General features: G+C 71.1%; 24 protein-coding genes. 17 read left to right on the top strand and 7 right to left on the bottom strand.

Annotation, left to right across the window (positions count from 1 at the left end):
- Positions 1–114: 114 nt before the first annotated feature.
- Together LE548_RS29505 and LE548_RS29500 are read left to right on the top strand one after the other, a co-directional pair.
- Positions 115–2,004 carry an ATP-binding cassette domain-containing protein gene (locus LE548_RS29505; RefSeq protein WP_225100010.1) on the top strand — a complete coding sequence of 630 codons (1,890 nt, stop codon included), beginning with the start codon at positions 115–117 and terminating at the stop codon, positions 2,002–2,004.
- Positions 2,005–2,045: 41 nt separating this feature from the next.
- The gene (locus tag LE548_RS29500) at positions 2,046–2,381 is read left to right on the top strand and encodes a MazG-like family protein (RefSeq protein WP_225100009.1); all 336 of its coding nucleotides are present in this window, start codon (positions 2,046–2,048) and stop codon (positions 2,379–2,381) included.
- Here the strand turns inward: LE548_RS29500 and LE548_RS29495 are convergent.
- Both LE548_RS29495 and LE548_RS29490 read right to left on the bottom strand, forming a co-directional pair.
- The gene (locus LE548_RS29495; RefSeq protein WP_225100008.1) at positions 2,371–2,871 is read right to left on the bottom strand and encodes a GNAT family N-acetyltransferase; all 501 of its coding nucleotides are present in this window, start codon (positions 2,869–2,871) and stop codon (positions 2,371–2,373) included. The genes LE548_RS29500 and LE548_RS29495 overlap by 11 nt on opposite strands.
- A gap of 435 nt (positions 2,872–3,306) precedes the next feature.
- Entirely contained in the window at positions 3,307–6,402 is a 3,096-nt protein-coding gene (locus LE548_RS29490) for an alpha-L-rhamnosidase (RefSeq protein WP_225100007.1), read from the bottom strand.
- 220 nt (positions 6,403–6,622) lie between these two features.
- Between LE548_RS29490 and LE548_RS29485 the strand changes: the two genes are divergently transcribed.
- Complete coding sequence (locus LE548_RS29485; protein ID WP_225100006.1) at positions 6,623–6,868, top strand: Smr/MutS family protein; 246 nt, start codon at positions 6,623–6,625, stop codon at positions 6,866–6,868.
- 339 nt (positions 6,869–7,207) lie between these two features.
- Here the strand turns inward: LE548_RS29485 and LE548_RS29480 are convergent, their stop codons facing one another.
- Both LE548_RS29480 and LE548_RS46135 read right to left on the bottom strand, forming a co-directional pair.
- Positions 7,208–7,729: an HAD domain-containing protein gene (locus LE548_RS29480; RefSeq protein ID WP_225100005.1), complete on the bottom strand. Its 522-nt coding sequence runs from the start codon at positions 7,727–7,729 to the stop codon at positions 7,208–7,210.
- Between the two features lie 116 nt (positions 7,730–7,845).
- Positions 7,846–8,487 carry a transglycosylase family protein gene (locus LE548_RS46135; RefSeq protein ID WP_308030737.1) on the bottom strand — a complete coding sequence of 214 codons (642 nt, stop codon included), beginning with the start codon at positions 8,485–8,487 and terminating at the stop codon, positions 7,846–7,848.
- A gap of 579 nt (positions 8,488–9,066) precedes the next feature.
- Between LE548_RS46135 and LE548_RS45605 the strand changes: the two genes are divergently transcribed.
- Together LE548_RS45605 and LE548_RS29465 are read left to right on the top strand one after the other, a co-directional pair.
- Positions 9,067–9,192: a hypothetical protein gene (locus LE548_RS45605; protein ID WP_263636724.1), complete on the top strand. Its 126-nt coding sequence runs from the start codon at positions 9,067–9,069 to the stop codon at positions 9,190–9,192.
- Between the two features lie 119 nt (positions 9,193–9,311).
- On the top strand, positions 9,312–11,126 hold the full coding sequence (locus LE548_RS29465) for an ABC transporter ATP-binding protein (RefSeq protein WP_225100004.1): 1,815 nt from the start codon (positions 9,312–9,314) through the stop codon (positions 11,124–11,126).
- Positions 11,127–11,142: 16 nt separating this feature from the next.
- On the opposite strand, the gene LE548_RS29460 is transcribed toward LE548_RS29465, so the two are convergent.
- Positions 11,143–11,736, bottom strand: a complete 594-nt coding sequence (locus tag LE548_RS29460; protein WP_225100003.1) for a PadR family transcriptional regulator — start codon at positions 11,734–11,736, stop codon at positions 11,143–11,145.
- A 73-nt stretch (positions 11,737–11,809) separates the two neighbouring features.
- Here LE548_RS29460 and LE548_RS29455 point away from each other — a divergent pair, with 73 nt between their 5' ends.
- Both LE548_RS29455 and LE548_RS29450 read left to right on the top strand, forming a co-directional pair.
- Complete coding sequence (locus LE548_RS29455; RefSeq protein ID WP_225100002.1) at positions 11,810–12,283, top strand: hypothetical protein; 474 nt, start codon at positions 11,810–11,812, stop codon at positions 12,281–12,283.
- A 1-nt stretch (position 12,284) separates the two neighbouring features.
- Positions 12,285–13,451, top strand: a complete 1,167-nt coding sequence (locus tag LE548_RS29450; protein ID WP_225100001.1) for an NAD(P)/FAD-dependent oxidoreductase — start codon at positions 12,285–12,287, stop codon at positions 13,449–13,451.
- Positions 13,452–14,012: 561 nt separating this feature from the next.
- Here the strand turns inward: LE548_RS29450 and LE548_RS29445 are convergent.
- The gene (locus LE548_RS29445; protein WP_225100000.1) at positions 14,013–14,801 is read right to left on the bottom strand and encodes an ANTAR domain-containing protein; all 789 of its coding nucleotides are present in this window, start codon (positions 14,799–14,801) and stop codon (positions 14,013–14,015) included.
- Positions 14,802–14,920: 119 nt separating this feature from the next.
- Here LE548_RS29445 and LE548_RS29440 point away from each other — a divergent pair, with 119 nt between their 5' ends.
- Positions 14,921–15,271, top strand: a complete 351-nt coding sequence (locus LE548_RS29440; protein ID WP_225099999.1) for a helix-turn-helix domain-containing protein — start codon at positions 14,921–14,923, stop codon at positions 15,269–15,271.
- 27 nt (positions 15,272–15,298) lie between these two features.
- Here the strand turns inward: LE548_RS29440 and LE548_RS46615 are convergent, their stop codons facing one another.
- Positions 15,299–15,577: a hypothetical protein gene (locus tag LE548_RS46615; RefSeq protein WP_374116191.1), complete on the bottom strand. Its 279-nt coding sequence runs from the start codon at positions 15,575–15,577 to the stop codon at positions 15,299–15,301.
- 412 nt (positions 15,578–15,989) lie between these two features.
- On the opposite strand from LE548_RS46615, the gene LE548_RS29430 reads away from it, so the two are divergent.
- From LE548_RS29430 to LE548_RS29390, 9 genes are all read left to right on the top strand, one after another.
- Positions 15,990–17,105 carry a Gfo/Idh/MocA family protein gene (locus tag LE548_RS29430; protein WP_225099998.1) on the top strand — a complete coding sequence of 372 codons (1,116 nt, stop codon included), beginning with the start codon at positions 15,990–15,992 and terminating at the stop codon, positions 17,103–17,105.
- The gene (locus LE548_RS29425; RefSeq protein WP_225099997.1) at positions 17,102–18,034 is read left to right on the top strand and encodes a PmoA family protein; all 933 of its coding nucleotides are present in this window, start codon (positions 17,102–17,104) and stop codon (positions 18,032–18,034) included. Before LE548_RS29430 ends, LE548_RS29425 begins: the two co-directional genes overlap by 4 nt.
- Entirely contained in the window at positions 18,028–18,789 is a 762-nt protein-coding gene (locus LE548_RS29420; protein ID WP_225099996.1) for a cupin, read from the top strand. The genes LE548_RS29425 and LE548_RS29420 overlap by 7 nt, the downstream gene beginning before the upstream one ends.
- A 51-nt stretch (positions 18,790–18,840) precedes the next feature.
- Complete coding sequence (locus LE548_RS29415) at positions 18,841–20,124, top strand: ABC transporter substrate-binding protein (RefSeq protein ID WP_225099995.1); 1,284 nt, start codon at positions 18,841–18,843, stop codon at positions 20,122–20,124.
- Positions 20,121–21,059 carry a carbohydrate ABC transporter permease gene (locus LE548_RS29410; protein ID WP_225099994.1) on the top strand — a complete coding sequence of 313 codons (939 nt, stop codon included), beginning with the start codon at positions 20,121–20,123 and terminating at the stop codon, positions 21,057–21,059. The genes LE548_RS29415 and LE548_RS29410 overlap by 4 nt, the downstream gene beginning before the upstream one ends.
- Entirely contained in the window at positions 21,056–21,916 is an 861-nt protein-coding gene (locus LE548_RS29405) for a carbohydrate ABC transporter permease (protein WP_225099993.1), read from the top strand. The genes LE548_RS29410 and LE548_RS29405 overlap by 4 nt, the downstream gene beginning before the upstream one ends.
- Before the next feature lie 5 nt (positions 21,917–21,921).
- The gene (locus tag LE548_RS29400) at positions 21,922–22,521 is read left to right on the top strand and encodes a hypothetical protein (RefSeq protein ID WP_225099992.1); all 600 of its coding nucleotides are present in this window, start codon (positions 21,922–21,924) and stop codon (positions 22,519–22,521) included.
- Positions 22,522–22,883: 362 nt separating this feature from the next.
- Positions 22,884–24,080, top strand: a complete 1,197-nt coding sequence (locus LE548_RS29395; RefSeq protein ID WP_225099991.1) for an MFS transporter — start codon at positions 22,884–22,886, stop codon at positions 24,078–24,080.
- 62 nt (positions 24,081–24,142) lie between these two features.
- Positions 24,143–25,921: an alpha/beta fold hydrolase gene (locus tag LE548_RS29390; protein WP_225100183.1), complete on the top strand. Its 1,779-nt coding sequence runs from the start codon at positions 24,143–24,145 to the stop codon at positions 25,919–25,921.
- The last annotated feature ends 32 nt before the right edge of the window (positions 25,922–25,953 follow it).

The raw sequence follows: 25,953 nt of genomic DNA, 5'->3' as shown, positions 1-25,953 counted from the left end.
ATTCAAGGGCTCCAGCGCGTCCGGAATCGAGTGCGTTCGAATCTCCAGGAGCGTCGTTATGCCGGGCACCGCCGAGCCATCCAGGTGCGGCGCCGCCCCCAAGGAGGAACGCAGATGACTGTGACCGACGCCTCGACGGCACACGCGAAGACGCCGCCCCCACCACCCCCGGCCACCATCACCTTCGAGGGGAAGCACGGGAAGAATCCCCTGGCGGATGCCGGTTTCGGGGCCATGTGCCGACGTCTTCCGGCCGTGCTCAGGCATACGTCGCGCATGGCGTGGGCCGTCGACAGGACCGGCGTCGCGGTGCTCCTCGTCTGCCAGTTGCTCACCGGCATCGCGGCCGCGGTCGTCCTCACGTTCACGGCCCAGGCGATGAGACACATCCTCGGCACCGGCGCGGTCTCCGAACGCCTGCACGCCGCACTGCCCGCTCTCGCCGTCGTGACGGTCGCCGCGGGCATCGGCCGGATCAGTGGCGCCCTGTCCTCCTATGCCGACGGGCGCATCACACCCCTGCTGATGACCGAGGCGGACATCGCCCTCGTGAACGCCGTGTGCCGCGTGGAGTCCTCCGCATACGGCGAGGACGGATTCGCCGACCGGCAGGAAGCCGCCGAAGTCGGCGTCACCAGGACCCGGACGATGGTGCAGGACGCCCAACGCTTCATGTCTGCCCTGATCCGCATGATCGCGGCGAGCGGTGTCATCACCGCGCTGCACCCGCTGATGCTGCCTCTGCTCCTGCTGGCCGTGCTCCCGGCCGGCGCCGGCGCCGTACTGTCCGCCCGCGTGGACTACGAGACCCACTACCTCAACATCGGTGACCGCAATGTGCGCTCCATGATGCGCTGGTGGGCCACCTACTCCCGCTACGGCGACGAGGTCCGGGCCAACGGCATGACCGGCTACCTCCTCTACTGGTACCGGGCCCTGTCCGATCGGATCGACCAGCGCACGCTGACCGCGGCCCCGCGGATGCTGCGCATCACCCTCGCCACCAGCGCCCTGGGCGGGATTTTCCTGCTGTGCACCTGGACGGCCCTCGCCTGGCTGGCCGTCACCGGCCGGGTCGCCCTGCCCGTCGCGGCCACCGCCGTCGTCGCCGTCCAGACCACGCTGGCCGCGCTCTCCCAGTTCGTCATCCACGGCGCCGCGATGTTCCACACCTCGCTCTACCTGGCAGACATGCGATCCTTCCTCGACATGGCCGCCGAACGCGCCCCGGAGCGAGGAGAACTGACCATCCCGGCACGCGTGGACGAGATCCGCCTGGACGAGGTCGTGTACCAGTACCCCGGCAAGGAGGAGCCGGCCGTCGCCGGCGTGTCGCTCACGCTGCGCCGGGGAGAGATCCTGGCCGTCGTCGGCGAGAACGGCTCGGGCAAGTCGACCTTGACCAAGCTCATCACCGGCATCCTGCTCGCCGACAAGGGACGAGTCGTGTGGGACGACACCGACCTGGCCCAGGCCGATCCTGACGCCGTGTGGCAACGCACCGCGCTCGTCCCCCAGGGCTTCGCATGCTGGCCCCTGCGCGCCCGAGAGAACATCACCCTGGGCCAGCCCAGGAAGTACGACGACGGGCCGGTGTGGGAGGTCGTCGACGCCGTCGGCATGCGCGAAGCGATCGAAAACCTGCCCCAGCAGCTCGACACCCTGCTCGCCAAAGAGCTCTGGGGCGGCGCGGAGCTGTCCGGCGGGCAGTGGCAACGACTCGTGTGCGGGCGCGCCTTGTACCGGCGGACACCCCTGCTGATCCTGGACGAGCCGACCTCGCAGATGGACGCCCGGGGCGAGCACGCCATCTTCCTGGAGATCAAGCGGGTCGCCGCCGAACGCATGACGATCGTCGTCACCCACCAGCTGGAGAACACGCGGCTCGCCGACCGGATTCTGGTCATGGACAAAGGACGAGTCATCGAACAGGGAACATACGAGGAACTCGCCCACGCGGACGGCCTGTTCGCAGAGCTCCTCGCCCTGGCCCAGGACCGGTGACCGCGTGGGACATCGCCTGACGACACAGAATCGAGACACACGTGACGGACATCTGGCAGACGATCACCCGCCTCGCCATCCGCTTGGAGAACCACTCCACGCTCCCTCGTGAACAGCGCATCCTCCTGCAGCTGCTCAAGATCCAGGAGGAAGCCGGCGAGGTCGCCGAGGCGGTGATCGGCGCCATGGGACAGAACCCCCGCAAGGGCCACTCACACACCTGGGAGGACGTCGAAGCCGAGGTCTGCGACGTCATCGTCACCGGCATGGTCGCACTCACCCGCATGAATCCCGACGCCGCGGCCGTATTCGCCCGGCACATGGAACGCATCGCCGGCCGAGACCTGGGCGAGAACCGTGACCGGGTCAGCGGGTGATCTTCTTGTAGAGGCACACCCGGTCCTGCCCAGGACCGTCGTAGTCGGTGTGTACGGGCAGGCCGTCGACCTCGCTGTCCCCGCTCTCCAGGGAGAACCCCATGGCGCGGTGGAACGCGATGGACCCCGCGTTCGTCGGCGAGGTGATCGCCCGGACCTCCGTACGACCCCGTTCGGCGGCATCGCGGAGGAACTCCGTGTAGAGGCGTCGTGCCATGCCCTGTCCGCGCAGCTTGGGGTCGACTCCCACGAAGTGGATGTATGCCTCGGTGTCGTTGTCGGCGGCATGGAAGCCGATGAGGAACGCACGGATGCCGGAGCCGTCCTCCAGGATCAGGCTGGTGCGGGAGAAGTACTGCAGGAACAACCTGGGCAGCAACAGGGACAGTTCCCGGGCTTGCTCGGGGGTACGTGAGTCTCCCCACCACTGCTGTACGCATTCCACGAGCGTGCCGTGGTCGGAAACACGGGCCGGGCGCAGTGCGGGCATTTCGGTCCTCTCGGTTCCGTACGTCAGTGAAGCCGACGCGTCGCTCAGTTCACGAACTCCATGTCAGCAGATGCAGCTGTGGGAGGAGCGCTTTGGTGCCCAGGTGCGGGATTCGCCGAGACCGGGGGAGCAGAGCACCACCAGCAGGCGCCCGCTGCGTCTGTCCGTCACCGGCGCGGTGCGTCAGCCTCCTGGGTGCGACAGAGAGCTGGAGTCGTGGACGACCGCGCCGGCGGGGAGCGCGGCAGCGAGGGTACAGACCGCGGCGGCGGCGCAGGCGGCAAGGGAGCGCAGCCATGTGGCCTTACGACGACGGTGCCGGAGACGGTTCGTCATACGTCCAGGTTGATCCTTCGCCCGCCCCGGCATCAGGGAGACCCCGGATCACGCCTCGGGGTCTCCCTGGGCGTGGCCCAAGCGTTCTTGTCGCGTGGGCTACAGGATCGCGGTCAGTTCGTAGTGCCCGGACGGCAGCCGGTACGAGGCCGAGCCGTTCGTGAAACCCAGGTACTGGACGCCTCGGGCGCGGGACAGGGGAGTTCTGCCCTCGCGGACGGTGGACGGGTCGGCGGTGGGGAGGGACAGGGTCGCCGTGCTGTTGGCGGGGACCGTCGCCCGGTAGGCGAGCGTCCGGTGCTCGGTCCGCCACTCGCTGACGATCTCACCGTAGGGCGATACGTGCGAGCCGGTCACGTGGGTGATCCGCCCGGTCGGGTCGAGGTGAGGCCGGAGGAAGAAGTGGCGGAAGCCGGGGCCGGCCGGGTCCTTGGCGATGCCGGCCATGCTCTCGTACATCCACTCCATGATCGCGCCGTAGGAGTAGTGGTTGAACGAGTTCATCGCGACCGGGCCGAAGCCGTCCTGATTGGAGTAGGAGTTCCAGCGCTCCCAGACGGTGGTCGCGCCGTTGTCGACGGAGTACAGCCAGGACGGCATGGCGTTCTGGTGGAGCAGCTTGTAGGCGAGATCGGCGTGGCCCTCGTCGGTGAGAACGGGGGCGAGGACGTTGACGCCGAGGAAGCCGACGGCGAGGGTGCTCTCGGCGTACTGGACGCGTGTGCTGTCGGGGTGGGCGGCCTTGTAGGCGGCGTCGTTGCCGATGTTCTCGGCGAGCAGCGTGACCAGTTGGCGGTGCTGGGCCTCGGTATCGTAGAAGCCGAGCTTGAGCACCCACAGCAGCGCGGTCTGGGAGTTGTCCTCGGTCTTGGTGGTACCGCCGGGCGAGGCGTCGCCGAGGCTGGAGCGCACGGTGAGCCGGCCGTCCTCGGTGCTCAGGTACTTGGTGATGAAGGCCCGTTTGATGTGCGCGAAGAGGTCCTGGTAGGCGCGGGCCTGGGTCGTCCGGCCGGTGGCCGCGGCCATGTCCGCCATCAGGCGCGCGCTGTAGCCGTAGTAGACATCGCTCATGAGCTGTGTGCTGGTCTGCTGGAAGGCGAGCCAGTCACCGTAGATCGCGCCCTGCCCGGCGTAACTGTCCCCGGTGCGCTGCCGGATCCAGTCCATGTACGTCGTCATGGCATCCCAACTGCGGTCGATGACGGTGGTGTCACCGGACATCTGCCACACCGTCCAGGGGACGACGACCCCACAGTCCGCCCAACCGCTCGCGGGCACCGGCGAGTTGTACCGGTTGCCCGGTGCGACATGGGTGAATTGGGCGTGGTCCTCGCCGTAGGTCTTCTGCGAGTCGATGAGGATGTCCTCGAAGTGGCTCAGGAAGGCGACGGCGTCGACGTTGTACAGGCCGGTGTTGGAGAACAGCTGGGTGTCGCCGGTCCAGCCGAGGCGTTCGTCGCGCTGTGGGCAGTCGGTGGGGACCCAGAGGTAGTTGCCGCGCTGACCCCAATGGACGTTGCTGATCAGCTGGTTGACCTTGTCGTCGTCGGTCGTGACCGATCCGATCTCGCGGAGGGCCGACGTGGCGACCCTGCCGGTCAGGTCGGTCACGGTGACCGGGCCGCCGGTGACGGTGACGGAGGCGTACCGGAAGCCGTAGAAGGTGAGCGAGTCCTGGTGGGTCTCGCCGAGCGGGTCGCCCTTGAGGGTGTAGACGCTGGTGGCCTTCGCGCCCCGCAGATTGGCGCGGTAGACCGAGCCCGCCGGGCCGTCGGCGCCCTTGCTCGCGTCGTTGAGCATCTCGCCGAAGCGGACGGTCACCTGGGCGCCTGCGGGCCCGCGCACGGTGTAGCGGGGTACACCGACCATGTTCTGTGCCAGGTCGAAGATCGCCGTGTCACCCTCTGCGAGGGTCACCGAAGCGGTGGCGGCCCTGGCGGGGTCGGTGACCGTGCGCGAGGCGTCGACGACGATGTGCCCCTTGCCGTTGGGGCTGCCGTCCTGGCCCGCGACCCCGGTGCAGACGGTGACGGAGTGCGGTCTACGGTCCCACTCGGGCGTCAGCCGGGCGCTCTCGCCGGGGTAGGCGACCAGCTTGGCGGCGGGGAAGCGGGTCGCGTACGGGTGCTCGGTGACGTCCGCCCACCCGGAGTCGTCGTAGCCGCCGGCCGTCCAGCCGGGCAACTCTTCGCGGGCGTCGTAGGTTTGGCCGTCGTAGATGTCGTCGGCGCGGTAGGGGCCGGTGTCCGTGGCCTTCCAGCCGGAGTCCGGCACGGTGACCAGGCTCTGCGTCGAGCCGTCGGCGTAGCGCAGCAGCAGTCGGGCCTTCAGGGCGAGCGGGTTGCCGTCCGGGGAGTAGTAGACGCTGCCTTGGGAGACGCGGCCGTTGTACCAGCCGTTGCCCAGGACGGCTGCGAGGGTGATCTTCCGTTCACCGGCGAGCAGTTCGGTGACGTCGTAGGTGAAGTAGCTGACCGTCGTGTCGTAGTTGGTCCAGCCCGGGGTGAGCAGTTCCTCGGTGGAGCCGCCGGAAGATTCTCCGTGCGGTGCGGTGACGCGGTGGCCGTTGACGTACGCCTCGTACACGCCGAGTGCCGACACGTACAGCCGTGCCGCGCGCACCCGCCCCCGGAGCGTGGCCTCGCGGCGCAGCAGCGGGGCGCCGGGGGAGTTCGGCTTCTTGCCCGCCATGGTGATCCAGCGGGCGCCGTCCCAGCCGGTCCTTCCGTCCGTGCTCAGCAGGCCGGTCTCGAAGAAGGCGACGGGGGCGTCGGGGACGCCCCGCCCGTCCTCGTCCCAGACCAGGACCGTCCAGAAGTAGCGGGTCGAAGGCCGCAGGGCCCGGCCTGCGTACCGTACGGCGACGGAGTCCGCCGAGGTGACGCGGCCGCTGTCCCACACGTCGGCCCGGCCGTCACGCAGGCGCTCGGTGGTGGTGGCCACGAGGAGCCGGTAGGCGCTCTGCCGGCGGCCGCGGGCCGAGGAGAGCATGCGCCAGCCGAACCGTGGCGCGGCCGCGTCCACGCCCAGTGGGTTCGTGCGGTGTTCGACTGTCAGCCCTGCCACGCCTGTGCCTCCTGCGGTCGGTACGGCCGCCCGTGCCGTGCCGACTCCGCCGATCCCGCCCGCCACGACCACCGGTACCGAACCCAGTGCCGTGGCCAGAACCGTCCTGCGGCGTATGCCGTCGTTCATGCCATGTCCCTTCGACTGAGGCTCGTTTGTATCGATTCAACTCGTCGCTCGACGAAGCTAGTGACGGATGTGGTGTCTGTCTACCGCTCTAGCAGCAGGAACATTCGACAGAATCAAACAGAAGCGGCCGTGGTGAGTGGGTGATTGAAACCGTTCAAAACCATGATGCTTAACTGGTCTGCGATGCGCGCGCCCGTCCCGCTTCACCAGGAGGTTCCGCATGATGTCGCTCGATCTCCATCCGATCTTCCGCAACAACCGCGACATCGAACTGGCGCTGCGCCAGTTCCTGTTCAAGGCCAACCATTCGGGCGAGTCTGTCGTGGAGATCATTCCGGGCAAGGGATCCGGGCGGCTCAAGGCTCGCGTACTCGCGTTCCTGGACCAGAAGCACATCCGGAAGCTGTATGTCCGGCGCGAGGTCGACACCGGCAACGCCGGACGGATCCTCGTCCACTTCCGGTGATCATTCGCGCCGCAAGAACCTTCTCGAAGAGGTGGGGCCATGGCGTTGGCCGGTGCGGTACGGGGGGTACCCGCCACCGCACAGGCGACCTCCACCGCACCGGTGCCGGGAACGGCTTCCCCCGCTGTGCACGCCATGTCCCTCGCCGGGGCCGTGCCGTCCTGCCGGCAGCTGACCGTCCAGGTGTGGCTGAAGCCGGGCCCGGCCGGTGGGCTACGACACCATGACGAGCGTCGGCACACCGAACGGCACGGCCGCCGGGCGCCGGCCACCGGTCACGCGCGCGGCCCGCTTGAGGCAGGGGCCGACGCGCAGGGGGTGCACGTGAGGTGCTGCGTGTCAGGACGGCTGCCGCAGCCACGAGTCGAGAGCCGCGTAGTCGTCGTCGGTGAGACCGAGGCGGGGATCGACGCGATGGAGCAGGGCGGGGCCGGGGTGGTGGACGGCGACCCAGGCACGATCGGTGTCGGTGACCTCGTCGTCGACCCAGGCGAAGGGGCGTCCTGCCGCCCGGTCGACGAGCGTACGGGTCTTCCAGTGCAGTCCGTCGCGTTCGTCCTGGTCGTCGAGGTCGGACGGCTCCGGCCAGATCACCACGGCCAGCTCAGGCAGTCCGATGCGGGGGCAGATGCACTCGTTGGCGTCAGCCATCCACGTCGTGGCCCAGACGATCTCGCACGGGAGGCTTTTCAGCCGGGTTCCGTGTTCGGGATCGATCCTGGTCAGCAGGGGATTCGCGGCGCCCGCACCCGGCCCCGGATCTGTCGCACGGATCGGATACCGCTGCCTCGTCGCGCCGAACGGGACGAGTGGCCCGTCGACATCCAGAAACAGCAGCGGACATCGTGCAGAACCGGTCACAACAGCACGATAGCCACCGCACCCAGGCGGGACCAGCCGTGGAACGGGCGAACGGCTCGGCCCTCCGCCGGGTCCTCGACGCAGGCCGGGACCCGGCGGAGAGCCGATGAGGCGCGCTAACTCGTGGAGGAGGGAAGGGCGAGCCGCTGGCCCGGCCGGATCATGTCCGGGTCGGCGCCGATGATGTTCCGGTTGGCTTCGTAGAGCCGCTGCCAGCCGCCGGTGACGGCGGCCTGCCGCGCGACGCCGGAGAGGGTGTCGCCCTCGACCACGGTGTATGAGCCGTCAGGGCGAGGGCCGGTACCGCGGTGCGAGCGGGACGTGGGTGCGGCGTGCCGGAGAGTGCTGGGGCGTTCGACCGGCTCGCTCCGCCCGCCGCCGCGCGTGAGGTGCGCCCGTACCGAGCAGACCGGCCATGCTCCGGGCCCCTGCCGGGCGAGCACCGCTTCCGCCACGGTGATCTGCGCCGCCCGGCTCGCCAGATCGGCCCGCGGCGCGTACGCGGTCCCGCCGTACGCCACCCACGTCTGCTGCGTGAACTGCAGCCCGCCGTAATTGCCGTTACCGGTGTTGATGCTCCAGTCGCCCCCGCTCTCGCAGCCGGCGACCCGGTCCCAGGTGGTGCCGGAGGCCGCTTGGGCGACGGCTGGTACGAGGAGCGGCAGAACGATGCCGAAGCTGCCGAGAACAAGGGCGGTGCGGAGCGACGGCAGGAGCCGTGGGGGCGCGGTGCGGCGGTGCCGCGGTCGTGCGGTCATAGGCCTTCCTCTCCACTGCAGTTCCCGCCCACCGGTGGTCCCCGGCGGGCTGTAGGAAGTACGGCAGCGACGCCTGGCCGCTCACAAGGCGCGAAGAGCTCACGGCCCGTCATGCGCCGTCACATGCCACCACCCCCTTCGGTGACGATCCGTCAGATACCGTGGGTTGCGAGCACGCAAGTGGGCAGGGGCGCATGGAAGTCGAGGCCCGCACGTGACAGGGCTCCGATCGGCCGGAGAGGGCGCCGCAGGGGCGGCGCACGCCTACGGCGGGGTGCGGGACGCTCCGCTCGGATGCGGCGGCCGGGATGGCCCCGTCGCAGTACCGGGCACTGCGGCGAACGGGGCAGGAGGCGCACACGGGCCCCGGCCGCGCGATGATCCGCGTCTTGGCCACCCAGGACAGCGGTCTGGGGTGCGTACTCATCCCCGTATGCGGATTGGGTAAGGGAATCTAGGTCAACGCTCACCTTCCCCCTTGAGCGAGGCGTCTGCCGTCCCCGTACTCAACGGTGCGACACAAGACGAAGTCACCGGCGAACAGCGCCGATTGACGGACCGTCAGGAAGGGATACGACGATGTCCTTCGCCAAGATCATGCTGGCCAAGAAGGCCAAGAAGAAGGAAGGCGGCGCCGCCGCCAAGGCCAAGAACCACCACAAGAAGCACCACCACAAGAAGCACAAGAAGGCCGCCGCCAAGTAGGACGGCGACACGGAACACGACCACACAGGCAGACCGTGCCGGGGTCCGTTCGCGCAACACGGAAGCGTGGCGGACCCCGGCACGCCGTCGGACCGGGCAGTGCCCAGGAAGCGCCGGCCATGCACTTCGCAGCACCCCTCACCATGTCCACGGACCGCTCCGGGACGGGAACCGCGGCCGGTGCCCCGACCCGGATGCGGCACGCCCGGATCTCGCCACTGGCCGCGTTCCGCACGTTCTGGCCGCTGGTCAGCGTCAACCGCGCGGCCGTACTGGTGGCCGCCGCGCTGCTGGTGGTGTCCGCCGGGTGCGACGCGGGCGCGATCGGCGTCGTCGGCGTCCTCACCGACGACGTGCTCACCCCCGGTGATCTCGCCGCCTTCTGGGGGCCCGCCGCCCTCTGGCTCGGGCTCGCCGTGGCCGGCGCGATCGCTTCCGCGGTGGGGGGCTACCTTGCCGGGTGGACCAGCGAACACTTCCTGCTCGGTCTGCGCGACCGGGTCTTCCAGCATCTGCAACGGATGCCCCCGGACGCCCTGGACCGCTTCGGCACGGGCGACCTGGTCTCCCGGCTGACCGGCGACATCGAGACCGTCGAGTCGCTCGTGGCCTCCGCGCCCGTCGAACTGATCACCTCCGCCGTCGGGGCGGTGGTGTTCGCCGTGGCGGCCTTCTGGACCAGCTGGCAGCTGGCCCTGATCACCCTGACCGCCGCCCCGCTGATCTGGTTCGGCGCCCGGTGGTTCGGCACCCTGATGCGCTCCGCCACCCGCGCCGAACGCGACAGCAACGGCCGGCTGGCCTCGCTGCTGGAGGAGAGCCTGGCCAACATGCCCCTGGTGCAGGCCTACGGCCGGCAGCAGGCCGAGCACGGCAAGGTGCATCGCGAGGGACGCACCTGGATGCGCGCCGGACTGCGGCAGATCCGGCTGTCGTCGGTGTACGGCCCGATGGGCGAACTGGTCGAGACCCTCAGCGTGTTGGCCGTGATCGGCGCCGGGGCCTGGCAGATCTCCGAGCACCACCTCAGCGTCGGCGGGCTGCTCTCCTTCGCCGCCTTCCTCGGCTATCTCCACCCCAGGCTCCAGGAACTCGGCGAACTCGTCGTCAGCGCGTCCTCCGCGACCGCCGCCTGCGAACGCCTCATCGAGGTCCTGCGCACCGGCACGGTCCGTGAGACCGCCGTACGGCCGGACGTCCCGCCGCTCGCCGAACCGGTGCGCGGCGCCGTGACCTTCGAGGACGTCGGCTTCTCCTACCCCGGCAGCGGCCGGCCCGTGCTGAACCGGGTGCGCCTGGACATCACCCCCGGCCTGCTCGTCGCCGTCACCGGGCCCAGCGGCACCGGCAAGTCCACCCTCGGCAAACTGCTGCTGCGGTTCCACGAGCCCTCCCGGGGCCGGATCCTGCTCGACGGCCGGGACATCGCCGAACTCCCGGTGGACGAGGTGCGCCGGCACATCACGCTGCTCCCGCAGGACAGCATGCTCTTCGACGGCACGGTCCGCGAGAACATCACCTACGGCCGTCCCGACGCCGCCGAGGCTGACGTGCTCGCCGCCGCCGTCGCGGCCGACGCGCACGGATTCGTCAGCGCGCTGCCCGACGGCTACGACAGTCCCGTCGGCAAGCGCGGCAATCACCTCTCCGGGGGCCAGCGCCGCAGGATCGCCCTCGCACGGGCCATGCTCCGCACCGCGCCCGTGCTGATCCTCGACGAGCCCACGGCCGGGCTCGACGACGACTCCACGGCCCGCATCATGGCCCCACTGCGCCGCCTTGCCGCTGGGCGCACAACCTTCCTCATCACCCACGACCTGCGCCTGACGGCCCAGGCCGACCTCGTCCTCCATCTCACCGACGGCACCGCGGTGATCACGGCGCCGGGGCCGTCGTCGACCACGGGCAGGGAGCCGGAGCACGAGGCGGCCTGACGTCCGGCGGAGCGCCTCAGGACGTAGCCTCGGCGAGCGCCGCCAGGGTTTCGAAGTCCCAGGTGAGAGTGCCTGAGCGCAGGTCCGCCGTGACCGCGTCGAGCCAGTTGAGCTCCGCGGTCAGTACGGCGCGCCGGTACTCGTCCTCCAGCATGGTGACCCGGGGCAGCGCCAGTTCTCGCGCGCCCTCGGCGGCGGCCGCCAACTCGGCGATCCGAGCCCGTACTTGGGCGGCGCGCGCGGACAGGTCGGCCTCCACCTCCCCCGGCAACAGCATCATGGTGAAGGAGAGTGCGGCGGGGAACTCGGGGTACTCCGCCCGCGGCGCCACGAGCATCTCCCGCAACCACTCACGCGTCGCCGCACGGCCCGCCTCCGTCACCTCGTAGACGGTGCGTTCCGGGTACTGCTGATCCCGGCTGGTCTCGCGCACCGCGATCAGTCCCGCTTCGAGCAGCCGGTCGATGGTCCGGTACAGGCTCGCCCGCTGGCTGACGTTGACGACCTGATCCTTCCCCCACTGCTTGATGAGCCGCTGGATGCCGTACGGGTGCAGTGGCCGCATGTGCAGGAGCGAGAGAACGGTGAGGCCGAGTGGGGAGCTGCGCATGGCCAGAGCCTACCGGAGCCAATCTCAGAAGAACTAGTTGACATGAGACTAGTTTCATTGCAACTATCAAGCCATGACGACAGCCACTCCGCTCACCGTGTCCGCCGAGCGCATCCACGCGGACCACGCCACCCTGAAGCGCCTGGGGCATTGGACCGAGGCCACCGACTTCGACGTACGAGCCCGCCGCGCCACCGTCGTGCTGGACCTCCGCTCCCCGCGGATCAGCTGGGACGAGCCGGTCACCGTGCACCTGAGGCTCGTCTCCGCAGCGGTCACCCTGCTGCTGCCCGAAGACGTCGCCGTGGACGGCCGGGACCTCGCCTTCTCCGGCCGCGGCCGCGTGAAGGACGCACAGCCCGGCACCGGCCCGGCCCGGCTGCGGCTGGCCGGCGCCGTCACCGACGGCGAGATCCGCGTCCGCCGCGGCGGCACCGCCCAGCTCACCGCCATGTGCTCGCGCGCCTACCTGGACGACCTGCGCCGCGCCCACCGCGAGGGCGGTCTGCCCGTCGTCGACGACCCGACCCGGGAGAGGGCCCACTGACATGAACCGCATCCGCACCGCCATCGTCATCGGAGGCGGTATCGCCGGCCCGGTCGCGGCCCTCGCGCTGCGCCGAGCCGGCATCGAGGCCGCCGTACACGAGTCCCACGCCACGACCGCCGACGGCATCGGCGGCGCCCTGAGCGTCGCGCCGAACGGCCGGGCTGCCCTCGGGCTGGTCGGAGTCGACCGGATCGGCGCCCCGATGAACGCCATCGTGCTGCAGAACCACAAGGGCCGGGTGATCACCGAGATCCGCCAGCCCATGCAGTTCAGCTGGCGCGCCGACCTGTACCGGCGGCTCTACGACCTCGCCCTGGACCAGGGCGTCGCGGTCCACCACGGCCACGAACTGGCCGACGTCCGGGAGAGCGGCACCGGCATCCGGGCCGTCTTCGCCGACGGCACCGTCAGCGAGGAGGCCGACATCCTGATCGGCGCGGACGGCCTGCGCTCCACCGTGCGCCGGCTGATCGATCCCCGAGCACCCCAGCCGCGCTACTCGGGGCTCCTCGGTTTCGGCGCCCGCGTCGACGGCGCCGGACTGCCGCCCACCGGCGACCGTATGTACATGTCCTTCGGGCGACGGGCCTTCTTCGGACATCAATCCTTCGACGACGGCACCGGCGTCTGGTTCGCCAACCTTCCGCACCCCTACCTGACATGGACGCACGTGCGGCAGACCACGAACGAGGAGTGGCTGCGCCGGCTGGGCGAGGCCTTCGCCGACGACCGCGTGCCCGCGCTGGAGCTGCTGCGGCGCACTCCGCCCCAGGACCTGGTGACGGCCGGACCCATGGAGGATCTCCCGCACGTCCCGCACTGGCATCGCGGCCGCATGGTGCTGGTCGGCGACTCCGCCCACGCCACGTCCCCCAGCTCAGGCCAGGGCGCCTCGCTCGCCGCGGAGAGTGCCGTGGAACTCGCCCGGGCGCTGCGGGACTTGCCGTACCCTCAGGCGTTCACCGCCTACGAGCGTGCCCGCCGCGGCCGGGTCGAACGCGTCATCGCCCAGGCCGCCCGCACCAACAGCGGTAAGGCCGCCGGGCCGGTGGGCCGGACGTTCCGGGACGCCCTCCTGCCGCTCTTCGCCCGCTTCGCCACCCCGGAGAGAATGGCCTGGCAGTACGACCACCGGATCAACTGGGAGGCTTCGATCGCCGCTTGAGGGCGGATCGGCGGCGGGAGCGGCACTTCGACCGCTCATCGCCGATCGAGACAACCGGCATCTCGGATCATCCCCGAGAAGAGGGAAGCGGGAGCGGTGTTCGGGCGGACGAGTCGTACGCCGAGGGAGGTGTCGCGGACCCTCGTCGACGAGCCTGTGTTCCGCGCAACTCGGGCTCAGCTGCGGCGACATGGCGGGGCGACGTTTGCGCACGCGACACCGGGCAACTCGATGTGGCACGCAACACGCAGAGAGAAGATGAAACGCAGTGACCACGCGAACCGCACCGAAAACGTCTCTTCGAGTGGCCGAAAGCGGCTGGGCCAAGGCGCGTCGCCTCCGGAACAAGGGCTTGCGTACCTGTGCCGCCGCCGTGGAGGGCGAGAGCGCCTCACCCACCGCGCACACAAGGGCTGAGTGGAACATCGTCAGGGGCGAGGACTGAGCCATCCGGCGTCCTCGCTCGGATCCGGGTGGACCGGGGAAACCGGGTGTGGCCGAGGGCGGAGAAGTGAGCGAGTGTGTCTCCTCCGCCCTCCGCCCCGCGTCACGGTCCGCCGCCTATGAGTACTCCTGCGTCCGGCACACCGCCTGCCGAGCCGAGTCCGTGAGGGTCGGGCGGCGCGGATGACCGTCCGCGTGGCGCGTTCTGGCGACGGCCGCCGTGAGCTGTCTGCGAACGGGTTCCGGCAAAGAAGTGCCCCGCACCGTGGTCACCACGTCGCTGGCCAGGCGATGCAGCTTGGTGTTGGTGTGCTGGGAGGCCGTGACCAGCACCTCCCATGCCTGGTCGGCATCCAGGCCGAAGGACGCCATGAGGATGCCGCGGGCCAGGTCGATGTCCGGGCGGGTGCGCAGCGCACGCCGGAGCTGGACGAGCTCGGTCTGCAGGAGGCCGTCGTCGGTGTCCTCCTGCCGCCGTCCGGGCTTCCCGGGGGGCGTGAGTTTCCCGGCGGGCGGGCCGGCGTCGTCGTGCCGGGCCGAGAAGAGGTCGTAGGTGTCCGTGAAGGTCAGCAGCCGCTCCGCGGCGGGGCTGGCAGCGGTGACGGTGACGCTCTTTCCCGTCTCGACCGCCTCGCGGCGCACGGCCAGCAGCACGTTGAGTGCGGAGCAGTCGGCGAACGTCAGCCCGCTGAGGTCCAGTTCGACTCCCTGCGCCGACCTCGCGAGCGCGTCGCACAGGGCGTGCCGCAGGCTCTGGCTGTCGTCGAGAAAGAACTCGCCTCTCACGGTGACGGTCACACGGCGGTGTCCCCGCCCCGCCTGCACCAGCAGCTGGGCCTTCGCAGGAGGAGACGGGCGGTGGCCGTTCGCACTGATCGACGGCCTCTCGGAGGATTGTTCCGGCATGATCGCCTCCTCCCCATGCCTGACTCCAGGCTCATCCGGCACCCCATGACACGTCAAGTCGTACCTGAATATTGTTTCGTGTTTTTGTGATCGTGAAAGCGCAGTCGTACGATTTGGGCATGGTGGTAGTCGACGGAGTGCCCGAGCCGCACACCGGATGGACGTTCCTGACCAGTCACGCGCGCGTCCTGGCCAGCATCGCGGACAACCACAACGCGCGTATCCGTGACATCGCGGCCCGCTGCCGGCTCACGGAACGTGCCGTCCAGAAGATCATCTCCGATCTGGAGCGGGACGGTTACCTGTCCCACACCCGCAAGGGGCGCGTCAACCAGTACCGGATCGATCCGAGCAAGATCCTGCGCCATCCGGCCGAGGCCGGCCTGACCGTGGCTTCTCTGCTGTCGATGCTGATCAGGGACGAGGCCGAGCGCCATGGCGCCGCCGAGCGGTCGCGGGCAGATTCCTGAGCAGGGCCGCAGCGGGCCGCTTCGCGTTCAGCCTGCCTTGCGGCCGTGCAAGAAGGGGGCGGTGTCCTCCCCGGCACCCTCCCGAAGCCCGTTCACGAACTCTCGCAGCACCTCCGGCGCGGAGCGCTCCGGTTGCTGCGGGCACGCGGGCAGGATCTGCGGCCGCGAGGCGGCGGCGCTCGCGGACTGGGCGGTCGTACGGGGGGTATCGGGCGGTCGTACGGGGCAGCCGTATCGGGCGGTCGTACGGGTCAGCCGTATCGGGCGGCGGTCCGGCATCTGCGCGGGCAGGCCGGCGTTCACCACGGGCTCGGCGGCGACGTTGAAGGCCTCTCGTGCGGCGGCGGAACGCAGCGCAAGACGGAACGCAGCGCAAGACGGAAGGCGCGCGGCGTCGTCCGTGTGCCGCACCTGTTCATCACGCTCGAAGACGTCCAGCGTCCGCTCCAGGCAGGCCTACTCGCGGCCGTATGCGAAGTCCGGCCGGCCCTGCGTCGGCCGGCTCTCGTCCATCACCGTCCTTGGAGCCCGGAGAGTACGCGCCGACGGACGAGGCGTGGACCAGGACCGGCACCTGTGCCGAGGCCACGGCCACCAGCGATTTCTCCCCGCACAGGGGTTGTCCTGACAATCCCTGCGCCCCTAGGGTCGCCTCGTACGGAGCAAGCGCTTTCTCCCTTGTGCTTGAATCCGTGTGCCGAGCCCTCAGGAGCGCCGTATGCCCTTGTCCGCACCCCGCCGCCGTGTCGCTGTCATCGGCACCGGCGCCATCGTCACCGGCAGTCATCTTCCCGCGCTCAGAGCCCATGCGGAGCGCGTCGAACTCGTCGCCGCCGTCGATGTGGACGAGGGGAGACTGGAGGCCTTCCGGCAGGAGGCGGGTGCGCGGGTCGCCGGGTTCACCTCGACCGAGGCCATGCTCGACGCCGTACGCCCCGATCTGGTTCTCATCGGCACTCCGCCCGCCCTGCACCGTGAGCAGACCGTGGCAGCGCTCAAGGCGGGCGCCTGGGTGCTGTGCGAGAAGCCGCTGTGTCTGTCGCTGGCCGAGTACGACGACATCGCCGCCGCCGAGGAGGCCTCCGGCGCCTATGCCTCGGTCATCTTCCAGCACCGCTACGGCTCCGGCGCCGTACACGCCCGGGACCTGATCACGCGCGGCGAGCTGGGCACCCCGCTGGTCGCGCACTGCCAGACCACCTGGCACCGGGACGCCGGCTACTACGCCGTGCCGTGGCGCGGCCGGTGGGCGAGCGAGGGCGGCGGGCCGACCATGGGGCACGGCATCCACCAGTACGACTTGCTGCTGCACCTGCTGGGGGAGTGGGAGGAGATGCGGGCCATGGCGGGCCGGCTGGTCCACGACGTCGAGAGCGAGGACGTCTCCACCGCCCTGGTCCGCTTCCGCGGCGGTGCGCTCGCCACCGTCGTCAACAGCGTCCTGTCTCCGCACGAGGTCAGCCGCATCCGCGTCGACTGCGCCGACGCCACACTGGAACTGACCCATCTGTACGGGCACAGCAACGACGATTGGGTGTACACCCCCGCGCCGCACGTCGATCCCGAGCGAGCCGCGGCCTGGCGGACCCCGGCGCAGGACGTGCCCAGCTCGCACACCGCCCAGCTCGGCACCCTCCTCGACGCGTTCGACCGCGGCGAGCGTCCCCCGGGCAGCGGTCCCGAGGCGCGCGCCACCCTGGAGTTCGCCGCCGCCCTGTACAAGGCGGCGTTCACCGGGCAGCCGGTGCGCGCAGGCGAGATCGGCCCTGGCGACCCCTACTACGCGGCCATGCACGGCGACCACCCCGACTGGGCCCCGAAGGAGCGCGCATGAGCATACGAGTCAGCCATGTCCACGGCGAGCACCTCGCGGTCCAGGCATCCAACGGAACCGAGATCCTCCGCTACGTCTACCGGCCCGACCCGGACGCCTTCGAGGCCCGCAAGCCCTACGCCCACCCGCTGCGCACCCTCGCCGGGCGCACGGTGACCGGGTACCGGCCGAACGACCACCGCTGGCACAAGGGCCTGCAGATGACGGCCAGTCATCTGTCCGGGCAGAACTTCTGGGGCGGCAACTGCTATGTGCACGGCGAGGGTTACCTGCGGCTGCCCGACCGGGTCGGCTCGATGCGGCACGACGGCTTCACCGAGATCGCCGTGACCGATGAACGCCTCGATGTCACCGAGGAGTTGACCTGGGTCGAGAACGGCGGCCGGGAATGGGCGCGCGAGGTGCGTGGCCTGGCGGTGCACTCGGTGGACGAGGAGACCGGCGCCTGGACCCTGGACTGGTCCATCCAGCTCACCAACACCCATGACGAGCCCCTGCTGTTCGGCTCGCCGACCACCGCCGGCCGCGAGATGGCCGGCTACACCGGGCTCCAGTGGCGCGGTCCGCGCGACTTCACCGGCGGCGCCGTGTTCACGCCCGACTCCGAACCGGGCGTCGGCGCCGGAAAAGTGATGGGCAGTCAGGGGCCCTGGCTGGCCTTCACCACTGAACACGACGAGACCGACGCCCACTCCACGCTCGTCTTCGCGCACGCCCCGGAGAACCTCGACCAGTCGTCCGCGATCCACGCCTCGCACTGGTTCGTCCGCTCCGAGCCGATCCCGACCGTCGCGTTCTCCTGGGCCTTCTTCGAGGAGTTCGCCCTGCCGCCGGGGGAGAGCTTCGGCTACCGCTACCGGGTGGTGATCGCCGACGGCGCCTGGGACCGCGACCGGGTCACCCGCCACCTGGAGGGCCTGCCGTGGTGAGTGAACTCTCCTCCCCACTGCCCGGCGCCGTCGGTCTGTCGCACCTGAGCGCCTACGACTGGGAGGCCGCCGACGGTGTCTGCGGCGGCAGCCCGCATCTGCACCTGGTCTGCACCGAGGCGTACGTCGTCACCGCCGGCCGGGGTGCGGTGCAGACCCTGAGCCCCGACGGCTACCGGGACATCCCGCTGGGGCCCGGCTCACTCGCCTGGTTCACCCCGGGCACCGTGCACCGCATGGTGCAGGGCGGCGATCTGCGGATCACGGTGCTCATGCAGAACAGCGGCCTGCCCGAGGCCGGGGACGCCGTGTTCACCTTCCCGCCCGAGGTGCTCGCCGACCCCGAGCGGTACGCGGCCGCCGCCACCCTCCCGCCGGGCACCGGCCCGGACACCGAGGCCGCCGCCCGGCGCCGCCGTGACCTGGCCGTCGAGGGCTATCTCGCCTTGCGCGAGGCCATGATCGCCGGCGACAACGGCCCGTACCGCGCGTTCCAGCGGGCCGCCGCCCGCCTGGTCCGGGCCCGGGTGCCCGCCTGGCGCGAGCTGTGGCGGGCCGGCGCCCTCGCCGCCGCCGAACGCACCGGCGCCCAGCTCGACGCCCTGGAGTCGGGCGAGCCGGCCTACCTCGCCGACGCGACCGCCTATCGGAGCGAGCCGAGCCGCCTGGGCGGCTTCGGGATGTGCGGGCGCCGGGACGAGTACGCCCTGCCCGGCACGACGCTGCCGTACGACGGCAAACCCGTGGGCCGGTAGCGGCGGCGGCTGGTTGGGAGACCTCCGAGAAGAGGAAGAGGTGACCTCGGCATGCCCGGACACAGGACAAAGGGGTTCTGCGCGTCGGCCGCCGCACTCGCCCTGTGCGCGGTGCTGGCCGGCTGCGGCGGATCCGGGGAGTCGGCCGGCGGCGGCAGGATCGTGCTGCGCTACACGTGGTGGGGCAACCCCGACCGCGCCGCGCGCACCGAGAAGGCCGTCGCCCTGTTCGAACAGCGGCATCCGGACGTACGGGTGCAGACGTCGTTCTCCGGCTACGACGCCTACAAGCAGAAGCTCGCCACCCAGGCCGCCGGCGGCGACGCCCCCGACGTGATGCAGCTCGACTACCGGCAGATCGACCAGTACGCCTCCGGCGGCGTCCTGCTCGACCTGGGCCGGCAGCGGCGGTTACTGCGCACCGACGGCATCGACCCCGGACTGCTCGCCACCGGCCGGGTCCGCGGCGCGCAGTACGCGGTTCCGCAGGGCCGGGGCACCGAGACCGTCGTCTACGACGTCCAGGCCTGGCGCCGCTCCGGAGTGCCGCTGCCCGGCCGCGGCTGGACCTGGGACCAGTGGGCCGGCGCGATGCGCGCCCTGGCGAAGAAGACCGGCCGGCCGGGCGGCACCGACCCCGGGCAGAGCGAGGACGCCTTCGAGATCTGGCTGCGCGGCCAGGGCAAGTCCCTCTACGCCAAGGACCGGGGGCTCGGCTTCACCGCCGCCGACCTCACCCGCTGGTGGACCTTCACCGACCGGCTGCGCCGCGAGGGCGCCGTATCGCCCGCCGAGCAGACCACCCAGCTCGACGGATCCGTCGAGAACACCCCGCTCGGCCGCGGCAAGGCCACCTCCGACGTCAACTGGGACGCCCCCGCCAGCGGTTACGGCGCCCTCGTCAAGGGCGGCGTGGCGCTCGCCCCGATGCCCTCCGGCGCGGACGGCACCCCCGGCCAGTACTTCAAGCCGTCGATGTTCCTCGGTGTCGGAGCCCACACCCGTCACGCCACGCAGGCCGCCCAGTTGATCGACTTCCTCGTCAACGACCCCGACGCGGCGAAGATCCTCGGCGCGACCCGCGGCATCCCCGTCAACGAGACGATCCGCAAGGACATCGGACCCCGGCTCACCGGCTTCGACCGGACCGTCGCCGACTACCAGGCCTCCCTGGAAGGCACCCTCAAGGATCCGCCGCAGGCCCCGCCCTCCGGCGACAACGCGCTGCAGACCACCTTCCAGCGCGACTACGACCAGGTGTCGTACGAGCGCATGTCGCCCCGCACGGCGGCCGAGAACTATGTCACCGAGGCGAAGGCGGAGCTGAGGTCATGACCACCACCGACGTCCCCGTACCCACCGCCCGCCGGTCCGCCGCCTCGGCACAGCGCCGCCCGGCACGCGAACGCCAGGGCGCCGCCTGGGTGTTCCTCTCCCCGTGGGTGCTCGGCGCGACCGTGCTGACTCTGCTGCCGATGGCCGTGTCGCTGTATCTGTCGTTCACCGACTACGACCTGTTCAACCCGCCGCACTGGGTGGGCCTGCGCAACTACGTGCAGATGTTCACCGAGGACTCGCGCTACTGGCGCTCGGTGCTGACGACCCTCACCTATGTCGTGATCGCCGTACCCCTCCAGCTGGGCCTCGCGCTGGTGGTCGCCCTCGCCCTGAAGGGCATGAAACGCGGCAAGGGCTTCTACCGTTCCGCGTTCTACGCCCCCTCGCTGCTGGGCGCGTCGATGTCCGTCGCCCTGGTGTGGCGGGCGGTCTTCAACGACGGCGGTACCGTGGACCATCTCCTCGGCACCGGCGGCTGGGTCAACCAGCCGGGCTGGGCCCTGCTGGCCGTCGCCCTGCTGACCGTCTGGCAGTTCGGCGCCCCCATGGTCATCTTCCTCGCCGGACTCCAGCAGATACCCGCCGAGCTGTACGAGGCCGCCGCCGTCGACGGGGCAGGAAAATGGCGGCAGTTCGTCTCCGTGACCGTGCCGATGCTGTCCCCGGTGCTGTTCTTCAACCTGGTCCTCCAGACCATCCAGGCCTTCCAGGTCTTCACCCCTGCCTTCGCGATCAGCGCCGGCAAGGGCGGCCCCGCCGACTCCACGCTGGTCTACACCCTCTACCTCTACGACCGGGGCTTCGTCGCCTCCCACATGGGCTACGCCTCCGCCATGGCCTGGGTCCTGCTGCTCGTCATCGGAGCCGTCACCGCCATACTCTTCCGCACCTCACGCTCCTGGGTCTTCTACGCCTCCGAGGGGGAGCGATGACCACAACTGCCCTTCACCGCAAGAAGGTTGCCTGGGGACGGATCGCCCTGCACGCCGGCTGCCTGGCCGCTCTGCTCGTCATGCTGTACCCGCTGGCCTGGTTGCTGGCCACCTCGCTGAAACCCGCGAACGAGGTCATCGCCAGCCTCGACCTGCTGCCCAGCCACCTCGCATGGTCGAACTACACCACCGCCCTGGACGGCGTGAACGGCGTCTCCGTCTGGCGGCTGCTCGGCAACTCGCTGCTGATCGCGGGCGGCGCCGTCCTCGGCAACGTGTTCAGCTGCTCCCTCGCCGCCTACGCCTTCGCCCGGCTCCGCTTCCGGATGCGCCGCCCGCTGTTCGCCTTCATGATCGCCACGATCATGCTGCCGCACCACGCGGTCCTGATCCCGCAGTACATCATCTTCAACAAACTCGGCCTGGTGAACACCTACTGGCCGCTGATTCTGCCGAAGTTCCTCGCCACCGAGGCGTTCTTCGTCTTCCTCATCGTGCAGTTCATGCGCGGCCTGCCCCGGGAACTGGAGGAGGCCGCCCGCATCGACGGCTGCGGGTCCTTCCGCAGCTTCTTCTCCATCGTCCTGCCGCTGACCCGGCCCGCCCTGATCACCACCGCGATCTTCACGTTCATCTGGACCTGGAACGACTTCTTCACCCAGCTCATCTACCTCTTCGACCCGGACAAGTTCACCCTCACCCTGGCGCTGCGCTCCTTCGTGGACGCCTCCAGCCAGTCGTCGTTCGGCCCGATGTTCGCGATGTCGGTGATCGCCCTGCTGCCGATCGTGCTGTTCTTCCTCGCCTTCCAGCGCTTCCTCGTGGAGGGCATGGCCAGCTCCGGGCTGAAGGGGTGAGCACGATGTCCCAACCCCGCACCCGCGAGCCGGGCGAGCTGTTCGGCCCCCGGATGACCCTGTTCGCCGACATGCTCAGCGTCGGCCTCGCCACCGCCGTGGCCTGCCTGCCGCTGCTCACCGCACCGGCCGCCCTGTCCACCGCCTGCGCAGTCCTGCGCGGCGTGGGGGAGGACCGGCCCGCCACCGCCGGACGGTACGCGGCGCTGCTCCGCCGACGCCTGCGCCGCGCCGACCTCGCGGCCGGGGCCCTGACCCTGGCCGTGCTGCTCCTCTCGGCCGCCGACCTCGCCCTGGCTCGCGCCGGCCTGCCCGGCGGCCCGCTCTTCACCGTCGCCGCCTCGGCCATCACGGCCGGCGCCTGCCTGGTCGGACTCCGCACCTGCGCCCGCCCCGAGTCCCTCACCGAGTGGGCAACGGCCCTGCGCGCCGCCGCCCGTGACACGGTCCACGACCCCGGCGGCACCGGCCTGATCCTCCTCGCCCTGGCCACAGCCGCCGCCGGCGCCTGGGCGCTCCCGCCCCTCGCCTTCCTGACCCCCGGGCCGCTGGCCCTGGCGCTCACCGCAGTCGACGTACGGCTCGCTGGGCGGCGGCACCGCTGACCGCGCACGGCGGATCACCGTGCGCCGCGGCGAACGTTCTCGGTCGAAAGCGGCGCCCTGGCCGAGTCCTTGTCGCACGGCCGGCCGGCGTCTCGTCGCCGCGCCCCCGGGCGGAGCACCTGAGCCGTCGCACGTTTCCCCTGGAAAGAACGGAATTCAGGCTCTCTTATCCGGAATGATCACCCTTCTTTTCCCCTTGTGTCCGATCAACCCTGCCCCGGCGCCGTACGACACGAATCTGGCCACACACAGCGGGCTCTTGTGACGCCTGTTCGGGCTCGATTACGATCCCGCTCGCTTCATCACCGCCACACTTTCTGCACAGTTTCGCCACAACGGTGAGGTGCTCAGTGGAACGGCCAGTGTTACGCGACTTCCGGCTTCTGTGGTCGGCCAACGCCGCCGACGGGGTCGGCAGTCAGGCCTCCGGCACCGTCCTCCCGCTGCTCCTGCTGGGGATGGGCAGCTCGCCCCAGACGGTCGGCCTGCTCGCCGGTGTCTCCACCGCCGTCGGGCTCCTGCTCGGCCCGCTCGTCGCGTTACCCGCCGACCGGGGCGCTCGCAAGCGGGTGATGACCGGGTCCGCGGCCGTCGCCGCGCTCGCCATCGGCTGTGCGGCACTCGCTCTCGCCGCCGGCCGGCCGCCCCTGGGCCTGATCCTCGCCGCCGTACTGGTCGAACGCCTGGCGACCGCCTGCTTCGAGGCGGCGGCCCGGGGAACGGTCGTACTCATCTGCCCGGGCCCCGAGCAGCCCCGGGCGATCGCCCGGCTCACCGCCGCCGACCAAGGCGCGCTGATCGCAGGCCCGATGCTCGGCGGGGTCCTCTACCAGGCCGCCCGCGCGCTGCCGTTCCTCGCCGACGCCCTCTCCTACGTCATCAGCGCACTGTGCGTCTCGGCCCTGCGCGCGGACCTCACCGCACCGGTCACGCGGCAGCGCGGCGAGGGACCGCTGCGGGAGGGCGCGGCCGGGCTGCGGCTGGTGCAATCCTCACCGGTGCTGCGGCTGGTCCTGGTCTGGGGCACCCTCGTCAACGCCGTCGTGGTGGCGCTGTACTACGGAGCCGTCTTCACACTCCGCCGAGACGGCCACGCCGGCGCCGTGCTCGGCGCGATCCTCGCCCTGTCGGGTACCGCGGGCCTGGCGGGCGCGCTCGCCGCGCCGCGCGTGGCCCGGCGCTACGGCGCACCACGGGTCGTGACCGCCGTGACCTGGCTGCTGGTCCCGCTCGCGGCCGCGCTCGCCAGTGTCACCGGGGCATGGGCGTACGGGCTGCTGTTCGGCCTGGTGTGTCTGCTGATGCCACTCGCCTCCGTCGTGCTCCAGACGCGTGCCCTCCAGGTCACCGAGCCCGCGTTGCAGGCCCGCACCGGAGCGGTCCTGGCCACCGCGACCACGGGTGCCGCCGCCCTGGCACCCGTCCTCGCCGGAACGCTCGCCGACCGGGTCTCCGACGCGGCACCCGCGGTCGTCTGCGGAGTGCTGCTGGCCCTGCTCGCGGCGCACAGCTCCCGGCGTCCGGTACGCGGCCTGCTCGCGGCGGAGGGCGTCCGGTGAGCGGCGGCTACCGGGTCTACCGGGCCGCCCTGCCGGAGGTGTGTGCCGGCGACCCGGCCAGGATGGTCTTCACCGCCGACGCCGAGGGCCGCTGCGAGGTGTTCGCCTGGGACGCCGCCACCCGCAGCGCCCGGCAGGTCACCCGGCGCCCCCGGGGCACCCTGCACGGCGCCATCGACCGGGACGCGTACGTGTGGTGGTTCGACGAGGACGAACACGGGGTGGGACGGTGGTGGTTCCAGCCCTTCGCCGGGGGCCCCGACCGGCTGGGTCTGACGAACGTCCCGGCCGGGCTTCCCCGGGGCCTGGCGGTGAGCGACCACGGCACCGTCGCCCTCGCGGCCGGCGACGGCCACGCCACCACCGTCCACGTGGGCCCACGCGGCGGTACTGCACGCACAGTGGCCCGGACCGACGGCCTCGCCACCCTCACCGGCATCACCCCCGGCGGCCGGCTGCTGGCCCTCGCCGGTGCCGAAGCCGTCACCGTCCTCACCCATGACGGCGCCGTACGGGCCGTCCTGCCCGCCGGCGACACCGGCCGGCTGTGGTGCCTGGGCTTCGCCCCTGCCGGGGACGGCGAGGAACTCCTCCTCGTCCGCGAGTGCGCCGACCGCTACGTCATCGCGACCTGGCGGCCCGGCACCGGACTGACCCTTCACGACTGGTGCGCCTTCGACACGGAGATCACCGCCCGCTGGGACGCCGACGGGCGTTCCGTCCTGGTCCGCCAGGACCGCCACGGCCGCTCCACCCTGCATCGCGCCGACCTCACCGCCCGCACCCGCACCGCCGTATCCACCCCACCGGGCACCGTTCTGGACGCGGCCACCCGGCCCGGACACGATCTGCACCACCTCTGGACAGCCGCCGGCCACCCGCCCCGGCTGCACTCCACGCGGGGCACCGCGCTGCCCGAGCTGCCCACGCTCGCCGGCCCGGTCCCCGGCACCCACCGGGACCTGTGGACCCCCGGCCCGGACGGGCCCGTACACACCCTGCTCAGCCTGCCCGAGGCACCGCACGGTCCGCCCGCCGCGGTGTTCCTGGTGCACGGCGGGCCCGCCGACCACGACCGCGACGCCTACGACGGCGTCGTCCACTCCCTGGTCGCCTCCGGCTTCGCCGTTGCCCGCGTCAACTACCGCGGCTCCACCGGCTACGGGCCACGCTGGCGGCGCGCCTTCGGGGACGGAGTCGGCCTCACCCAGGTCGAGGATCTGGCGTCCGTGCGCGCCGACCTCGTCGCCCGCCGGCTCATCCGCCCCGACGCCGTCGGCCTGTGGGGCACCTCCTGGGGCGGCTACCTCGTCCTGCTGGCCCTCGGCACCCGTCCCGGACTGTGGCAGGCGGGGGTGGCGGTCAAACCGGTCGCCGACTGCGTCGCCGCCCACCGCACCACCACTCCCGCGCTGCGCGCCCTCGACGAGCGGCTCTTCGGCGGCACACCCGACGAGGTTCCCGAACGGTACGCGCGCAGCTCGCCCATCCACTACGCCGCCGCGGTCCGCGCCCCGCTGCTGGTGGCGGGCGCAGGCCATGACGCCAAGTGCCCGCCCGGCCAGATCCGCGGCTACCTGGCCGCGCTGCGCGCGAGCGGAGTCCGGCACGAAGCACTGTGGCTCGACTCCGGCCACGACGGCTACGACGGCGGCGACCACGTCACCGTGCTGCGCCGGGCCCTGGTCTTCCTGGACCGGGAACTGCGCGGCCGGCCGGCCGCCCCACCCAGACACCCTGCTCCGTCCGGAGCGGGGGAGCACCACACCGGCGAACACGCCACGGAGAGGAGAAGGTCCCATGCAGAAGGACATCATCCACAACGACCCGCTCGCGGGTGACGAGGAGAACCGCAGGCCGGGCATCGGCATCA

The sequence above is a fragment of the Streptomyces sp. CoH27 genome (assembly GCF_020181035.1).
Classification (GTDB): domain Bacteria; phylum Actinomycetota; class Actinomycetes; order Streptomycetales; family Streptomycetaceae; genus Streptomyces; species Streptomyces camelliae.
Note: the sequence above shows the minus strand (reverse complement) of the source record. Positions and strands in the feature narration are given on the sequence as shown.

What these genes read in the sequence shown, in the direction of transcription:
- LE548_RS29505 (WP_225100010.1), top strand. Translation starts at nt 115, where the DNA reads ATGACTGTGACCGACGCCTCGACGGCACACGCGAAGACGCCGCCCCCA.
- LE548_RS29495 (WP_225100008.1), bottom strand. Translation starts at nt 2,871, where the DNA reads ATGCCCGCACTGCGCCCGGCCCGTGTTTCCGACCACGGCACGCTCGTG.
- LE548_RS29490 (WP_225100007.1), bottom strand. Translation starts at nt 6,402, where the DNA reads ATGAACGACGGCATACGCCGCAGGACGGTTCTGGCCACGGCACTGGGT.
- LE548_RS29485 (WP_225100006.1), top strand. Translation starts at nt 6,623, where the DNA reads ATGATGTCGCTCGATCTCCATCCGATCTTCCGCAACAACCGCGACATC.
- LE548_RS46135 (WP_308030737.1), bottom strand. Translation starts at nt 8,487, where the DNA reads ATGACCGCACGACCGCGGCACCGCCGCACCGCGCCCCCACGGCTCCTG.
- LE548_RS45605 (WP_263636724.1), top strand. Translation starts at nt 9,067, where the DNA reads ATGTCCTTCGCCAAGATCATGCTGGCCAAGAAGGCCAAGAAGAAGGAA.
- LE548_RS29465 (WP_225100004.1), top strand. Translation starts at nt 9,312, where the DNA reads ATGCACTTCGCAGCACCCCTCACCATGTCCACGGACCGCTCCGGGACG.
- LE548_RS29460 (WP_225100003.1), bottom strand. Translation starts at nt 11,736, where the DNA reads ATGCGCAGCTCCCCACTCGGCCTCACCGTTCTCTCGCTCCTGCACATG.
- LE548_RS29455 (WP_225100002.1), top strand. Translation starts at nt 11,810, where the DNA reads ATGACGACAGCCACTCCGCTCACCGTGTCCGCCGAGCGCATCCACGCG.
- LE548_RS29450 (WP_225100001.1), top strand. Translation starts at nt 12,285, where the DNA reads ATGAACCGCATCCGCACCGCCATCGTCATCGGAGGCGGTATCGCCGGC.
- LE548_RS29445 (WP_225100000.1), bottom strand. Translation starts at nt 14,801, where the DNA reads ATGCCGGAACAATCCTCCGAGAGGCCGTCGATCAGTGCGAACGGCCAC.
- LE548_RS29440 (WP_225099999.1), top strand. Translation starts at nt 14,921, where the DNA reads ATGGTGGTAGTCGACGGAGTGCCCGAGCCGCACACCGGATGGACGTTC.
- LE548_RS29430 (WP_225099998.1), top strand. Translation starts at nt 15,990, where the DNA reads ATGCCCTTGTCCGCACCCCGCCGCCGTGTCGCTGTCATCGGCACCGGC.
- LE548_RS29425 (WP_225099997.1), top strand. Translation starts at nt 17,102, where the DNA reads ATGAGCATACGAGTCAGCCATGTCCACGGCGAGCACCTCGCGGTCCAG.
- LE548_RS29415 (WP_225099995.1), top strand. Translation starts at nt 18,841, where the DNA reads ATGCCCGGACACAGGACAAAGGGGTTCTGCGCGTCGGCCGCCGCACTC.
- LE548_RS29410 (WP_225099994.1), top strand. Translation starts at nt 20,121, where the DNA reads ATGACCACCACCGACGTCCCCGTACCCACCGCCCGCCGGTCCGCCGCC.
- LE548_RS29405 (WP_225099993.1), top strand. Translation starts at nt 21,056, where the DNA reads ATGACCACAACTGCCCTTCACCGCAAGAAGGTTGCCTGGGGACGGATC.
- LE548_RS29400 (WP_225099992.1), top strand. Translation starts at nt 21,922, where the DNA reads ATGTCCCAACCCCGCACCCGCGAGCCGGGCGAGCTGTTCGGCCCCCGG.
- LE548_RS29390 (WP_225100183.1), top strand. Translation starts at nt 24,143, where the DNA reads ATGGTCTTCACCGCCGACGCCGAGGGCCGCTGCGAGGTGTTCGCCTGG.